We start from the raw sequence: 14,038 nt of genomic DNA, 5'->3' as shown, positions 1-14,038 counted from the left end.
CCTGTCTAATGCCTTCGGCATTGTATTTGCGGTGTTTTCAAAGGTCGATCAAATGAGTTTAGAGCCTAGCCAACCTGTTCCACGTCCGGGCATTCTGGATATTGCCGCCTATGTTCCGGGTAAGGAGCATGCGGATGGCGTGGCGAAGGTTTATAAGCTCTCATCCAACGAAACCCCGCTTGGCGCGAGCCCGAAGGCCATCGAGGCTTTCAAGGCTGCGGCATCCAACCTCGAAATCTATCCCGATGGTCAGGCGACGGCTTTGCGTCAGGCCATTGCAGATGTGCATGGATTAAACCCTGCCAACATCATGTGCGGTAACGGCTCTGACGAATTGCTGGGCCTGCTCTGCCACGTTTATCTGGGCGCGGGCGATGAGGCTATCATCACCGAGCACGGCTTTCTGGTCTATCGCATCCAGATCATGGGTGCGGGGGCAACGCCGGTTACCGTTAAGGAAACCAACTGCGCTGTCGATGTGGATGCCATACTGGCTGCCGTCACCGAAAAGACCAAGATGGTCTTCATCGCCAATCCGGGCAATCCGACCGGCACCTATGTTCCGGTGTCCGACATCCGTCGCCTGCAGGCGAGCCTGCCTGCCCATGTGATGCTGGTTCTGGATGCCGCCTATGCGGAATATGTTCGCAAGAACGATTACGAGGCGGGTCTGGAGCTTGTTTCCGGCAGCAAGAATGTTGTCATGACGCGCACCTTTTCCAAGGTCTACGGGCTGGCCGCGTTGCGCGTTGGCTGGATGTATGGACCAGCGGCAATTATCGACGCGCTGAACCGGGTGCGCGGTCCCTTCAACATGAACGCCCCTGCGATTGCCGCCGGTGCGGCTGCCATCCGCGATCAGGCCTTCATGCAGCAGGCGGTTGCGCATAATCTGGAGTGGATGGAAACGCTGACCAAGGCGTTCAGCGAACTGGGTCTGGAGATGACGCCCTCGGTTACCAATTTCATTCTCATCCATTTCCCTGAGATCGATGGAAAGCGTGCAGCCGATGCCGATGAATTCCTGACGCGGCGCGGCTACATCCTGCGGGCCGTGCGCGGTTACGGCTTTGCCAATGCGCTGCGCATGACGGTGGGATCGGCCGAGGCAAATCTCGGCGTGATTGCTGCGCTCAAGGACTTCATGGGTCAGGGAAAATGAGTGACATTCTGTTTGAGCGGATCGCACTGATCGGCATTGGCCTGATCGGCTCCTCCATAGCACGCGATATTAAGGAACTGGGACTTGCAGGCGAGGTGGTGATTTCCACGCGCAGTGAAGAGACCTTGAAGCGGGCCGAAGAACTGGAACTCGGCACAGCCTATACGATCTCCGCAGCCAAAGCTGTCGAGGGCGCTGATCTTGTTATCGTATCGGTGCCGGTTGGCGCGTCGGAAATGGTTGCGCAACAGATCGCACCCCATTTGAAGTCGGGCGCAATCGTCACCGATGTGGGTTCCACAAAGGCATCCGTCATTGCGCAAATGGCGCCGCATATGCCTGATAATGTCCATTTCATTCCCGGCCACCCATTGGCTGGTACTGAAAAGTCTGGACCGGATGCCGGCTTCTCCGGGCTGTTTCGCGATCGCTGGTGCATCTTCACGCCCTTGGCTGACACCGACCCTGAGGCCCTTGCATCGCTCAGACAGTTCTGGGAGAAGCTGGGTTCTCGTATCGATGAGATGGACCCGGAGCATCACGACAAGGTTTTGGCCATCGTGTCGCACCTTCCGCATATCATTGCTTACAACATTGTCGGCACGGCAGACGATCTGGGCACGGTGACGGAATCGGAAGTCATCAAATATTCAGCGTCCGGTTTCCGCGATTTTACCCGGCTTGCGGCATCCGATCCCACCATGTGGCGCGATGTGTGCCTGCACAACAAGGATGCGATCCTGGAAATGCTGGCACGTTTTTCCGAAGATCTGGCCTATCTTCAGCGGGCTATTCGCTGGGGCGAGGGCGACAAGCTTTTTGAGCTTTTCAGTCGCACACGCAATATTCGCCGCTCCATCGTGCAGGCCGGTCAGGATGTGGACACGCCAGATTTCGGACGCCACACGCTGGACCAGAAAAAATAATCGAATTGAACGAAATGGACCGGAAATGCTGATTTTTTTCCGGTCCATTTCACATCAGGTCATCAGATCGGTGGGATTTTTCCAAGCGGTATGAACCCGCTGACCGTCGCGCGGCCACGGTCCACCACGAGATCGACCGATGCCTTGTCCCCGCCACCTGCCAAAGCGCCGAGCAGCTTGCGGGCTGTATCGATAGTGGATTGCAGTTGCGGGAATGCCTGCTTGGCATTGTCGGCCCAATCGCCGAGCTTTTCAATTTCCAATTTGAACTGGCCGGACAGATAGCCCTGTTCGTCAAAGGAGAATGGGCCGCTGATGCGCATGGTGCGGCCATCGCCAATATCCAGCATCACCCGGCGAAGCTCGCCGCTCGCCCCATAAAGCCCGGTGGCATCGCTGCCGTCGATCATGCCAGCCTTGCCCGAAAGCGTGACGTCTGCGATGGCGTTCAGCCGTGGCAAAAGCTGAGGCCAGTCCTTGATGACGGTAGCGGCGTCCGTCAGGGTAATAGCGCCGTCGAGATCGGGACCGTTTTGCCGAAGGTAGACTTCTGTTTTGGCCGCATCGAAACCAATGGTCTGGGATGTGACGGATGAAACCGCCTGTGCTTTCAAGTTGTCGATCACCAGCGAAGTGCGATCAATGCCCTTGAGTTTGGTTGTGAGGCTGGATTGCAGATTGGCCCACTGCGCCGTGACGGAAAGGCCGTGGCCGGTCTGGATCGAAGCGGGCCCATCCAGCTCCCAGACGATGTGGCCGGGTGCGTAGATCTGGGCCGCCGAGCGCAGGGCACCGAAGGATGCCGTGACATCGTTGCGCGTGTCCTTTACCTCGACCTTGGAGCAGAACAGGCCGATCCGGAATGGATAGCCACGCAGCGCAATATCGCTGCATTCGCCGGAAACACTTTCGGCACCGCCGGGCGCCAGCGTGCGGATAACGGTTTGCTCAAGCCGCTGCGCGGCGTAAAACCAGCCCGCAGTGTACAAGGCAACGAAAACTATTATCCCTAGCCCAAGAAAAAGGAATTTTCTTCCGCTACGGGATTGGCTTGACGCTGCCATGATGATCTCCAATGCTACACACAGGTGATTTGGTTTGGCTTGCGATATGGACGATTTTTGGGTCTTTGGCTACGGTTCGTTGATGTGGAACCCCGGCTTCCCGTTTGAGGAGCGACAACAGGCGCGGCTTTACGGCTATCGCCGCTCGTTGTGCATCCGCTCGAATGTGTACCGGGGAACGGATGAGAACCCCGGACTTGTACTCGGGCTGGAGCGCGGAGGCTCGTGCCATGGCGTGGCATTTCGTGTTGCAGACGCCAACCGCGAAAGTGCGCTCGCTTACCTTCGCGAGCGCGAGCTTATCAGCAACGTATACAAGGAACGCGTCATTGCCGTTGGTCTGGCGGATGGAAGGCGTTGCCCGGCTTTAACCTATGTTGCCGACCCCGCGCATTCACAATTTGCAGGCGGGCTTGCGCTGGATGAGGCAGCGTCAATCGTTTGCCACGCATCAGGCCAGTCAGGTCCCAATGTCGATTATGTCTTCAACACGGTTCGGCATCTGCAAGAGATGGGAATTCGGGACCTCGGTCTGGAGAAGGTCGCGGCAAGCGTGGAGGCTCAGTCTGCCGCGCTGCTCTGAAGCTCGGCCAGCCGCTTTAGAGCTGTCGGTGGCAGGGGAAGTGAAGGGTTGTCGCGTGCAGCTTCCAGCAACAGCTCGTCGCTTGCCTTTTCAGTCACTTCGATCAGCTGCTTGAAAAACACGTCCGGATCGAGACCGGGCTGGATGGGCGGCAGGATACGAACCTTGAAATGTCCCGGATATCGCAGTGTCGATCTGCGCGGCCAGAACAGGCCGGGATGCATGGCGACCGGCACGACGGGAACCTGCAAATCACGGTAGAGCCGTGCAATACCGTAGCGATATTCCGGTTCGGCACCGGGCGGACGGCGTGTGCCTTCCGGGTAGATAATGAGTTCGCGGCCCTTGGCCATTTCTTCACGGGCGCGAACCATGACCTTGAGCATGACTTTTCCACGGGCAGCACGATTGACTGGTATCATCCGCTGCTTGGCGACATACCAGCCGAACAGCGGGATCCACATCAATTCCCGCTTCAGAATATAGACAGGGTCCTTGAGGTTCGGCAGCAGCGCATAGGTATCCCAGAAAGACTGATGCTTGGGCGCGAAGATGCAACCGGTTTCAGGAATGTTCTCCAGCCCCTCGATTTCGAAGGTGGTCCCGACGATCTTTTCCATCAGCCAGTGATTGGAGCGTGCCCAGGCCTTGGGTATTTCGAAAGCCAGCTTGCGCGGCACGATGAAGTAAATCGGCGTCAGCAACAGCATGCGCAATATGAGGTTCATATAGAATGCGGTGTTGAACAGGATTGAACGCAGTCTGAGCATGAAAAAAGCTTCTCCCGGCGCATCCGTATCATCGACAGGAAGCAATCTTCTGTGCCGTGCGCAGGGCTGAACGCCTACACGAAAACAGGGTGTTTCAGCAAGACCCCGCCGCGCTGCTATCCATAGGTAGTGGATTAGGTGCCTGAGACGCTGCTGCGCAGGCCGTTACCCTTGCCAAGGCCGGTCAGATCCCGTGCGGCAACGGCGACAAATTTGATATATTCATAGATCATAATCCGCACCACATCCGGGTTGGAAAACCAGTTGGTCCGGGCAAGATCCGAATTGATGACGGGATAGGCGATAAAATTGGTATCGGGGCTGGAGCTTCTCAGCTCGTGCAGGCTGCGGTGCATGTGGTAATTGTTCGTCACCACCACGACAGACGCATAGCCCTTGTCCTTGATCCACTGCGCCGCCTCATTGGCGTTGCCAATCGTATCGACGGCGCGGTACCCCATATCCACGCAGCAGGCGAAAAGATCGGCGGAACTTTGTGTCGTCTTGCGGATCTGCGCGCGCGTGGTGGCAGGATTGACGCCTGATATCAGCAGACGTTTGCCAACACCGTCCCGCAACAGGCCCACCGCCTGTTCGATCCTGAGGTAGCCGCCGGTCAATACTATGATGGCATCGGCCTTGGCTCCAGATGGCGGGCGCATGGATGCCACAGAATCTGCAAACCACAGAAAGCCGCCGAAGACAGCGCCCATAACGACGAGGCTGATGAAAAGTGTACCGCGCACCAGCCTGCGCAAACGTCCACGCCGCGAAAGCAAACCTTTGCTCAGCGTGTGGGACGATTGGTCATCAGGGTCGGTTCGACTCATTATCATCAGATACCGATAAGCGCGGATTAAGGCAAGGAACGGGCAGTTTATGCCCGAATGAGGCGCTTCAGACACCCTCGCTTTTTGAGGGGTCCGAACGGACGCGGTCGATGTCATCGATGGTGCGGATCACAGTCAGGCGGGCGGTCACCGTCGTCAGCAATGCGATGATGATCATCGTTGCGAAAATGCCGAGATATCCTTCAATCCCGACAGAAAAGGTGCCGAACAGGGCGCTGGCCTGATCGCTCTGTGGTGTTGCAAGCGTATGGCTTTGCCAGAAACCTGCCGCCAGAAAGACGCCTGCTGCCAGCGCGCTGCCCGCGCCGGAACCCTTGAGGCTGATTTTCAGGAAGTGCTTCTGGAATTCCCGCGCCACAAAGCTGCTTTCTGCACCGACGAAATGCAGCACTTCGACAATATGGCGGTTGCCGGAAAGAGCGCCGCGCGTTGCAAAGACGACGGTGAGCACCATTGCGCTGAAGACGAGGATGAGAATGCCAAGGCCGATCATGACAGTGGTGTGGGCCATGGAAACCAGTCGATCCACCCAGGTTCGGTGATCATCCAGGGTCGCTTGTGGAATCTCGGCTTTCAGCATGGACCGCAACGCTTCGAAATCGGGCGGATTGTTTTCATCGATGGTGATGATGACAAGACGCGGGACGGGCAGTTCCGACAGGTCCAGCCCAGCGCCTAGCCACGGTTCCAGAAGGCGGCTCGTCGCCGCCTCATCCATGATCGTGCCTTCCTTTGTGCCGACGAATTTCAGGGCCAGATTGCGCGCCTTGTTCAGCGCCGCAGCCATATCCAAACCCTCTTCCGGCTTGATCTGGATGGTCACTTCGCGAGAAATCTGGCTTTGCCATGTCGATGCGGTTGCCCTGACCATGCTGACGCCGCCAAGCGTGAGACAGGCCAGAAACGCCATGATGGCGATAACGACGATCAGGGCATTGCCCTGAATGTTGGAGGGCGGCAGGATGGGTGCCATCGGCCGGATGCGCATTTGCGGCAGTTTGCGCGCTGGCTGCTGTTCAGGCTTCAGCGTCTTTCGGTTTACCTCATTCATAAACGTCGAGCCGCCCTTCCGTCAGGATCATACGCCGCGCATCCACCTGATCCATCAGTCCAAAGTCGTGCGTTGCAATCACAACGGCAGTGCCGAGCCGATTCAGCTCCAGAAACAGATTGAGCAGCCGCTTGGCCATTGGCGGATCGACGTTACCCGTTGGCTCATCGGCCAGCAGGATTTCCGGCTGGTCCATCAACGCGCGCGCAATGGCGGCACGCTGTTTCTCGCCGCCTGAGAGAATGGCTGGCGGAACATTGATACGTTCTCCAAGGCCAACCCACTTCAAAAGTTCGATGACGTCGTTGCGGTAGGCGCTCTCTTCCTTGCCCCGGACGCGAAGCGGAAGTGCCACATTTTCATAAGTTGTCAGATGGTCCAGCAGGCGGAAGTCCTGAAACACGATGCCGACGCGGCGGCGCAGCAGCGGCAGCTCACTGCGTGGAATGCGCGACACATCGCGGCTGAACATACGAATATGGCCACGCGTTGGCTGCAACGACATCAGAAGCAAACGCAAAAGGGTAGTCTTTCCGGCGCCGGATGGGCCGGTCAGGAACTGAAATGAGCCTTTGGGAATGTCAAAGGTCATGTCCCGCAAAATTTCCGGGCCCATGCCGTACCGCAACCCGACATTTTCAAAATGGATCAACGAACTTCCAGTCTTTTGTTTCTCGTCTTGAGAAGTGTGCGGCATTGCCGGGCTTTCGCCCCGTGGAGAGGCCTGTCGAGAATGTTAAGCCCACAATCTTTGCGAAGCATTAACCAATTAAATTTACGACTAGGCAGGATTTCATTCAATGCCCAAGTTTCTTGAGGCTGAGACTCTGACCGAGGGAACTTCATGGGTATGTTCCGTTCATCCCGCCGGCACGCAACACTTGATCTCGACCTTTTGATGCCTGAAGCGCCTCTTCGCAAAACCGCGCGCACACGTCATGATGCCGATATCATAGACGCGGAGTTTGTCACGATAAAGGAAACGCCTTTTCGTGACTACGGAAACGACAACAGGCGTCGGGTTTTTCAACAGCCAAGGCCGCAACGCGTATCGGCGCTGGGTGCGATACGCTCCCTGATCGACTGGCTCGACCGGAAGCTGTCTGGTCTGTCTGTCGATGGCTATTCGGCCATCGTCGCGGCGGCCGTCGTCGGCGTGTTCTTCATATCAGGCGGATTTACCATGCTCATTCACCAGAGTTCGGCAACGGCGGCTCCCGTCGATCCGCTAGCCATCACCCATATCTCGATTGCCCCGCAGGATGCGGGCGGCATGGGCGTGCTGGTCATCAACGGTGTCATCGAGAACAACAGCGCCGAGCCGCAAACGGTGCCGGCAATCCGTGCCGATCTGTTCGCCTCCAAGGGAGAAAAGGTCGCAAGCATGCTGATCGAGCCTCCTGTTCTTGAAATGAAGGCCGGCAGGCAGTATGGATTTTCAGCAAGACTGCGCCATCCCGGTGGAAAAACGCCAGATATTAAGCTTTCTTTTGCTGGCGCGGGTGTTTCCGAGCACTGATTGTGCTACCGGACGCCCTTCGTTTCGATCCGAGCGATAGTCTGAAGGGCTAAATATCGGAAAAGCGCAGGAGAGAACATGCCCGTCGTTCGTGGAAAAAATATCGAGCCGCTTTACACCGCCGAGCAGATTGCCGAGCGCAATCGTGACATGGCCAAGCGCATTGCAACCGGTCCAACCAATGACCTTCTCGTCATTGCGGTGCTGAAAGGCTCCTTCATTTTCGCAGCCGATCTCATCCGCGCTCTGCACGACAGCGGGCTCGCACCCGAGGTCGAGTTCATCACGCTCTCCAGCTATGGTGCGGGGACGGTGTCGCAAGGTGTGCGCATCGTGAAGGACATCGATAGCGATGTTAAAGATCGCGACGTGCTTCTGATCGATGATATTCTGGAATCCGGACGTACACTCCTTTTCGCAAAAGAACTGCTTTACGAGCGCGGTGCGCGCAACGTTTCCATCGCGGTTCTGCTGGATAAGAAGGTCAAGCGGAAGGAACAGCTCGAGGCTGATTACGTTGGCTTCGAATGCCCCGATTACTTCGTCGTCGGCTATGGAATGGATGTAGCCTACGCTTTCCGCGAACTTCCCTTCGTGGGTGTCGTCACGGGCGACGCCGAGTAATCTCTATTTCCGCGACTGGTTGTATCTGCTAACGCAGAGGCTATGTGAGTGCCTGATCCTTCAAGGGCTGTGCGCGGGTCAGAGCTTCATCGTTTTCAGATTTCGTTACTCCTGCAAAAGGAACACATAAGGTGCTAGCTTTTGGAATTCATGGGGCCATGTGGACCATGGTCTGGGACCATGCCGGTGCAGAACGCGCTATCGCTGGAGCTGCCAGTTACGGACAGGACCTGATCGAGATACCTCTGGTCGATCCAAAGTCCGCCGATGGGAAACACACCCGCAGCCTGCTCGAAAAGCATAAGCTTCGAGCTGCCTGCTCGCTGGTGTTGCCGGAGCCAGCCTGGGCGTCTGTACGCCCCGATGCGGCCATCGCCCACCTTACCACTGCGCTGGACAAGGCCGCCGAAATGGGAGCCGAGGCGCTGACAGGCGTGACCTATGGCGGCACGAACGAGCGAACCGGGTTTCCACCCACGCAGGGCGAATATGACAATATAACCCGCGCCTTGAGTGCCGTTGCTCGCCATGCCAAATCGCTCGGATTGCAGTTCGGTATCGAGGCCGTCAACCGGTACGAAAGCCACCTGATCAATTCCGCTGAGCAGGCGGTTGCCCTTGTCGAGCGCATTGGCATGGACAATGTCTTCGTCCATCTGGACACGTTTCACATGAATATTGAGGAAAAGGGTCTGGCCAACGGCATTCTCGCGGCGCGTGACCACCTCAAATACATGCACATGTCCGAGAGTGACCGAGGCACGCCTGGCTATGGCAACATAGCGTGGGACGCGATCTTCTCTTCTCTCGCCGCCATCGGCTTCAAGGGTGCTTTGACGCTGGAAAGCTTTGCCGGCATGCCAGCCCACATGGCGGGCGCGATTTCCACATGGCGCCCTGTGGCGCGGGATGCGGATGAGGTCTTCGATAACGGAGTGTCGTTCCTGCGCAACAAGGCCATACAGTACGGGCTCGCATAAGTCCGGTTCGCAGAAAGGCCGCTGCGTGCTGAGGCGGACTCGCAAAAACTCCACAAAAAGTAACAGGCCGGGAAATCCCGGCCTGTATCGTCTCTGGTCTGAGGTGTTTCGGGTGTTAGACGATGCCTGACACAACGAAGACGAGCCATGCAATGACGGGCCCGATGATGGCGATGAGCGCGCTGTAGATCAGGAGTTGGCGCAGCACCATGGGCCGTTCGCTATCGGGCGCATTGGCAACAACCAGTGCTCCATTTGTCGAGAACGGGCTGGTATCGACAATGGTGGTGGAAATCGCAATGGCTGCGACAACGCCGATTGCGCTGATATGCCCTTGCAGCAGAAACGGAACGGCAAGCGGGATGATGGCCCCGAGCAGGGCTGTCGAGGATGCAAATGCCGAAACGATTGCGCCAGTGAAGCACAGCAGAAGTGCCACAAGAAGCGGCATGCCAAGGCTAGAAATAGCATCGGCCACATAGGTCACGGTGCCCGCCTTTTCCATGACGCCGACGTAGGTGATGATGCCCGCGATCAACAGCACGGTTGACCAACTGACCTTGTCGATGGCGGCTTTCTGCGTTTCTGGCGATAGCAGGGCCAGAACGACGGCCACTGTCATTGCAACAAGACCCACATTGAACTTGAAGACCAGAGCGCCGACACCGAGAGCAATGAGGCCTACGAGGGTCGTGATGCGCTTACTGTTCAGATGCAGCTTGGGCGCGGTATCGGCAGCGGTTCCGTAAGCATGTTCGCGTGTGGGTGAAGCGGGTGTGCCGCCATGGCCTCTGATGGCCGCTGTTACGCCCTCTGGATGCAGTTCTGGCAGGAAGTCGGACGGGGCAGCGCCCTGGCTCTTCACCTTCGCGCCGCCGAAAACGAAGAAAACCAGCACGGCAATGGCAAGGTTAAAGAAGAAGCTGGAGAGAAACAGAGATGTTGGAGCGAAAGGCAGCCCCGCCTTTTCAACGATCTGGTTGGTGATGCCGCCATAAATACTGATGGGCGAGAACCCGCCCGCCTGCGCGCCGTGGATGACCATGAGGCCCATCATGACGGGGTGGATCCGGTACTGGACGGCGAAGCTCAATGCGACAGGGGCAAGAATAGCGACGGCCGCAGGACCGAGAGCGCCGAAGCCGGTGATAACGGCGGCAATCAGGAACATCATCCATGGGATGAGACCAACCCGCCCGCGAACCATGCGAACGGCACCCTCGACAAGCCAGTCAATCGTGCCGTTGATCTGCGCAATCGCAAAGAGATAGGTGACGGCAACGAGCGTCAAAAACAGATCGCTAGGAAAGCCTGCGAAAATATCGCTGGTTTTCATGCCGATGACGAGAGTGCCGAGAACGAAAGCACCCGCGAATGCCAGCGCACCCATGTTGATGGGCTGTATCGTTGCAATGATGAACATGGCAACGAGCAGTCCTATAGACAGAATTTCAATACCCATAATTCCCCCCGACGACGCCTCCCGCGTCGTCTTGTTTTGAAATCAGATAGACGGTTTCATATGCTCATCATGCTGAACGCCTTGCTCCTCAGCCTTTGGCGTAAAGCTCTGCATAGTTTTGCCTGAGCACGTTCTTCTGGACTTTACCCATGGTGTTTCGCGGCAGGTCATCGACGAAAACAACGCGTTTGGGCTGTTTGTAGCGGGCAAGGCGGTCACTCAATGCACCGATAATCGCTTTTTCATCCACGCTCGCGCCGGGTTTACGCACGACGATGGCCGTGACGCCCTCGCCAAAATCGGGATGCGGGACGCCAATCACAGCGCTCTCGACAACACCGTCGATCGCATCGATTTCGCCTTCGACCTCTTTCGGGTAAATGTTATAGCCACCAGAAATGACGAGGTCCTTGCCGCGGCCGATGATGTGCACATACCCCTCGGCATCGATCTTTCCGAGGTCGCCACTGATGAAGAAGCCGTCTGCCGTGAACTCGGCTGCGGTCTTTTCCGGCATGCGCCAGTAGCCTTTGAAAACATTCGGCCCCTTGATCTCGATCATGCCGGTTTCGCCGGTGGGCAGTTCGGTTCCGGTTGCAGGGTCGGTTATGCGCACGCTGACACCGGGCAGGGGGAAACCGACCGTTCCGGCGATACGCTTGCCATCATAGGGGTTGGAGGTGTTCATGTTGGTTTCGGTCATGCCGTAGCGTTCCAGGATCGCGTGTCCGGTGCGGGCATGGAACTCATTATGGGTTTCGGCAAGCAATGGTGCCGAACCTGATATGAAGAGGCGGATATTGGAGACAGCGTCCTTGTTGAGGTGCGGGCTCTGCAAAAGGCGGACGTAGAAGGTCGGCACACCCATCATCAGGGTGGAATGCGGCATCAGCGACAGAACTTCTTCCGGGTCGAACTTCGTCAGCAGATGCATGCATGCGCCTGATAGCAGCGTCACATTGGTGGCGACGAAGAGGCCGTGCGTGTGAAAGATCGGCAAGGCATGGATCAGCCGATCGTCTGCCGTGACGCGCCAGACATCCTTCAAAGTCCGCGCATTGGACAAGAGGTTGTCATGGGTCAGCATCGCGCCCTTGGACCGCCCTGTGGTGCCCGACGTGTAGAGGATGGCTGCTAGATCATCGCGACCGCGTGAGGCATCGACAAAGTCAGCGGGCGCATCACGTGCCAGATCAAGCAGCGAACCGCTTCCGTCTGCGTTCAGCGTTTCGACCATCGCGCCATATTTTTTGGCAATGGTCTCGACACCATCTCGGGCGGCAGAGGCGACGACCACAAGCCGTGGCTCCGCATCACCGATGAAATAGTCCAGCTCGGCCAGCGTATAGGCGGTATTCAATGGCAGATAGACGGCACCGGCCCGCACACAGGCGAGATACAGGATCAGCGCCTCGGCACTCTTTTCCACCTGCACGGCCACCCGGTCGCCGGGTTGAATGCCCAATCTGTCCATTGCGCTGGCAAAACGGCCCGACAGGGCAACCGCGTCACCATAGGTCCATGTGTGGTCTTTGCCGACGCGAATGAAAGATGCGTCTTCCTGCGCCGCAGACCTGATTGCGTCGAATAGTTGGTTGCTCACTTGCGCGCTCCTCCAAGCGTTGAGTTCATGATCTGGGCGAAGGGCCCTTGTTGGCTGGCCTTCGTCCGACCGTCTTCGATGTGATTGAGAAAGCCTTTGACGTCTGACGAAGCAATCACTTCGCCGCGCTGCGCCATGGCTTCATGGTTTGCGATAATATCGTCCAGCTTGTAGAGATAGTTGACCATCAGCCCATGCGCCTGCTGCATGGCCTTTGCGGAGCGGTCTCCAAGAAAGTTCAACTGTTCGAGCCGCGCTCCATTGCCCAGATGAAAACGGGCAACCGGGTCGACGGGGCGGCCCTCTGGCGTGCGCTCGGTGAGGAAGTAACGCGCGGCAAGCGGTAAAAGCACGCGCTCCAACTCTGCGGTGGCGGCTGCGTTTTCGTCCCAGCCGGGCTCGTCCATCACCATCAGGGTCTTGCGGACTGTTTCGGGCAGGGCGGCTTGCGCCGTTTCTGCGCGCAGTTTCGACAGCCAGCGGGCAAAACCGGGAACAGGAGACAGCGTCACGAAATTCTTCAGGCCCGGCAGGTCCTTGCGTAGATCATCCACCACCTGCTTGATTAGGAAGTTGCCGAATGAAATGCCACGCAATCCATCCTGACAGTTGGAAATCGAATAGAAGACCGCCGTCGTTGCCTCGTCCGCACGGATATGTTCGCGGCCCTCATCCAGCACATCGGCGATGGCGCGGGGCACGGACCGGGTGAGCGCGACCTCGACAAACACTAGGGGTTCATCGACGAGGCGAGGGTGGAAGAATGCAAAGCAGCGGCGGTCGGCAGGGGCCAGACGACGGCGTAGTTCTTCCCATCCTGCTATCTCGTGGACGGCCTCATATTTGATAATTTTTTCAAGGATATAGGCAGGTGTTGACCAGTCGATGGGCCTCAAGGTCAGGAAGCCGCGATTGAACCAGGAGCCGAACAGATGCGTGAAATCGGCGTCGAGCGCACGGTAACCTTCGGACTGGTCCTTTGAGCTGACAAGTTGCTGGCGCATCTGCACAAGGCGTGCGGTGCCGTTGGGCGCGTGGTTCAGCCGGCGAAGAAGCTCCTGACGGCGCGACTCTGCTGCCTGATGCAGCGCGATGATCGAGGCCGAGCTTTTATCGGATTGATACGTCTCGATTGCCTTTTCGAGAGCGCCTGCCTCGGGGCCGAATTTTTCATGCAGCATCTGGAAAAAGCTTTGTATGCCTTCCTCATCCAGTGCCGCCCAGCGGTCCAGAATTTCGGCGGCCAGCGCCATGCCCGATGCCTCGCCGCGGCTCGACAGCAACATCTCGCAGAGTGTTTGAAGATCCAGTTCCGTGGGAGCACGGTTTGCACGCGAGCCAGAAAAAAGCAGCTGGCGACCGCGATCCGTGATGCTTTGCAACATGTCGGTAAAGAAGGAAGCTTCAGACATAGCCAATTTCCTTTATCGCCAGCCGGGCAGT

The 14,038-nt window shown here is 57.5% G+C and carries 14 protein-coding genes; 6 read left to right on the top strand and 8 right to left on the bottom strand.

Features of this window, described 5'->3' with window-relative positions; translation table 11 throughout:
- Positions 1 to 52: 52 nt before the first annotated feature.
- Both hisC and ACQZ51_RS19460 read left to right on the top strand, forming a co-directional pair.
- On the top strand, positions 53 to 1,162 hold the full coding sequence (gene hisC, locus ACQZ51_RS19465) for a histidinol-phosphate transaminase (protein ID WP_448779746.1): 1,110 nt from the start codon (positions 53 to 55) through the stop codon (positions 1,160 to 1,162).
- Positions 1,159 to 2,088, top strand: coding sequence for a prephenate/arogenate dehydrogenase family protein (locus ACQZ51_RS19460; protein WP_448779744.1), 930 nt, complete (start codon positions 1,159 to 1,161; stop codon positions 2,086 to 2,088). Before hisC ends, ACQZ51_RS19460 begins: the two co-directional genes overlap by 4 nt.
- A gap of 62 nt (positions 2,089 to 2,150) precedes the next feature.
- Here ACQZ51_RS19460 and ACQZ51_RS19455 read toward each other — a convergent pair whose 3' ends face one another.
- Positions 2,151 to 3,152, bottom strand: a complete 1,002-nt coding sequence (locus ACQZ51_RS19455) for a DUF2125 domain-containing protein (protein ID WP_448779742.1) — start codon at positions 3,150 to 3,152, stop codon at positions 2,151 to 2,153.
- Between the two features lie 46 nt (positions 3,153 to 3,198).
- Between ACQZ51_RS19455 and ACQZ51_RS19450 the strand changes: the two genes are divergently transcribed.
- Complete coding sequence (locus tag ACQZ51_RS19450; protein ID WP_448779740.1) at positions 3,199 to 3,735, top strand: gamma-glutamylcyclotransferase; 537 nt, start codon at positions 3,199 to 3,201, stop codon at positions 3,733 to 3,735.
- On the opposite strand, the gene ACQZ51_RS19445 is transcribed toward ACQZ51_RS19450, so the two are convergent.
- From ACQZ51_RS19445 to ftsE, 4 genes are all read right to left on the bottom strand, one after another.
- Complete coding sequence (locus ACQZ51_RS19445; RefSeq protein WP_448779738.1) at positions 3,714 to 4,505, bottom strand: lysophospholipid acyltransferase family protein; 792 nt, start codon at positions 4,503 to 4,505, stop codon at positions 3,714 to 3,716. The two genes, ACQZ51_RS19450 and ACQZ51_RS19445, sit on opposite strands and share 22 nt — an antisense overlap.
- A gap of 134 nt (positions 4,506 to 4,639) precedes the next feature.
- Entirely contained in the window at positions 4,640 to 5,341 is a 702-nt protein-coding gene (locus ACQZ51_RS19440) for a YdcF family protein (RefSeq protein WP_448779736.1), read from the bottom strand.
- Positions 5,342 to 5,402: 61 nt separating this feature from the next.
- Positions 5,403 to 6,407: a cell division protein FtsX gene (locus ACQZ51_RS19435; protein ID WP_243257768.1), complete on the bottom strand. Its 1,005-nt coding sequence runs from the start codon at positions 6,405 to 6,407 to the stop codon at positions 5,403 to 5,405.
- Positions 6,400 to 7,059 carry a cell division ATP-binding protein FtsE gene (gene ftsE, locus ACQZ51_RS19430; protein ID WP_042616821.1) on the bottom strand — a complete coding sequence of 220 codons (660 nt, stop codon included), beginning with the start codon at positions 7,057 to 7,059 and terminating at the stop codon, positions 6,400 to 6,402. Before ftsE ends, ACQZ51_RS19435 begins: the two co-directional genes overlap by 8 nt.
- Before the next feature lie 198 nt (positions 7,060 to 7,257).
- Between ftsE and ACQZ51_RS19425 the strand changes: the two genes are divergently transcribed.
- From ACQZ51_RS19425 to ACQZ51_RS19415, 3 genes are all read left to right on the top strand, one after another.
- Positions 7,258 to 7,926, top strand: a complete 669-nt coding sequence (locus ACQZ51_RS19425; protein ID WP_448779861.1) for a hypothetical protein — start codon at positions 7,258 to 7,260, stop codon at positions 7,924 to 7,926.
- A gap of 78 nt (positions 7,927 to 8,004) precedes the next feature.
- Positions 8,005 to 8,550, top strand: a complete 546-nt coding sequence (hpt, locus tag ACQZ51_RS19420) for a hypoxanthine phosphoribosyltransferase (protein ID WP_042616823.1) — start codon at positions 8,005 to 8,007, stop codon at positions 8,548 to 8,550.
- A gap of 131 nt (positions 8,551 to 8,681) precedes the next feature.
- Complete coding sequence (locus ACQZ51_RS19415) at positions 8,682 to 9,530, top strand: sugar phosphate isomerase/epimerase family protein (RefSeq protein ID WP_448779733.1); 849 nt, start codon at positions 8,682 to 8,684, stop codon at positions 9,528 to 9,530.
- Between the two features lie 115 nt (positions 9,531 to 9,645).
- Here the strand turns inward: ACQZ51_RS19415 and ACQZ51_RS19410 are convergent, their stop codons facing one another.
- The 3 genes from ACQZ51_RS19410 to ACQZ51_RS19400 all read right to left on the bottom strand — a co-directional run bounded on the left by ACQZ51_RS19410 (position 9,646) and on the right by ACQZ51_RS19400 (position 14,007).
- Positions 9,646 to 10,992 carry an SLC13 family permease gene (locus ACQZ51_RS19410; RefSeq protein WP_042616825.1) on the bottom strand — a complete coding sequence of 449 codons (1,347 nt, stop codon included), beginning with the start codon at positions 10,990 to 10,992 and terminating at the stop codon, positions 9,646 to 9,648.
- 88 nt (positions 10,993 to 11,080) lie between these two features.
- Positions 11,081 to 12,595 (bottom strand): malonate--CoA ligase, encoded by a 1,515-nt coding sequence (locus ACQZ51_RS19405; RefSeq protein WP_448779731.1) that lies wholly within the window; start codon positions 12,593 to 12,595, stop codon positions 11,081 to 11,083.
- Positions 12,592 to 14,007, bottom strand: coding sequence for a malonyl-CoA decarboxylase (locus tag ACQZ51_RS19400; RefSeq protein ID WP_448779729.1), 1,416 nt, complete (start codon positions 14,005 to 14,007; stop codon positions 12,592 to 12,594). Before ACQZ51_RS19400 ends, ACQZ51_RS19405 begins: the two co-directional genes overlap by 4 nt.
- Positions 14,008 to 14,038 lie beyond the last annotated feature (31 nt).

The organism is Agrobacterium sp. CG674 (assembly GCF_053521645.1).
Note: the sequence above shows the minus strand (reverse complement) of the source record. Positions and strands in the feature narration are given on the sequence as shown.

Coding starts and splice junctions, on each gene's coding strand:
- hisC (WP_448779746.1), top strand. CDS start 53: ATGAGTTTAGAGCCTAGCCAACCTGTTCCACGTCCGGGCATTCTGGAT.
- ACQZ51_RS19460 (WP_448779744.1), top strand. CDS start 1,159: ATGAGTGACATTCTGTTTGAGCGGATCGCACTGATCGGCATTGGCCTG.
- ACQZ51_RS19455 (WP_448779742.1), bottom strand. CDS start 3,152: ATGGCAGCGTCAAGCCAATCCCGTAGCGGAAGAAAATTCCTTTTTCTT.
- ACQZ51_RS19450 (WP_448779740.1), top strand. CDS start 3,199: ATGGACGATTTTTGGGTCTTTGGCTACGGTTCGTTGATGTGGAACCCC.
- ACQZ51_RS19445 (WP_448779738.1), bottom strand. CDS start 4,505: ATGCTCAGACTGCGTTCAATCCTGTTCAACACCGCATTCTATATGAAC.
- ACQZ51_RS19440 (WP_448779736.1), bottom strand. CDS start 5,341: ATGATAATGAGTCGAACCGACCCTGATGACCAATCGTCCCACACGCTG.
- ACQZ51_RS19435 (WP_243257768.1), bottom strand. CDS start 6,407: ATGAATGAGGTAAACCGAAAGACGCTGAAGCCTGAACAGCAGCCAGCG.
- ACQZ51_RS19425 (WP_448779861.1), top strand. CDS start 7,258: ATGTTCCGTTCATCCCGCCGGCACGCAACACTTGATCTCGACCTTTTG.
- hpt (WP_042616823.1), top strand. CDS start 8,005: ATGCCCGTCGTTCGTGGAAAAAATATCGAGCCGCTTTACACCGCCGAG.
- ACQZ51_RS19410 (WP_042616825.1), bottom strand. CDS start 10,992: ATGGGTATTGAAATTCTGTCTATAGGACTGCTCGTTGCCATGTTCATC.
- ACQZ51_RS19400 (WP_448779729.1), bottom strand. CDS start 14,007: ATGTCTGAAGCTTCCTTCTTTACCGACATGTTGCAAAGCATCACGGAT.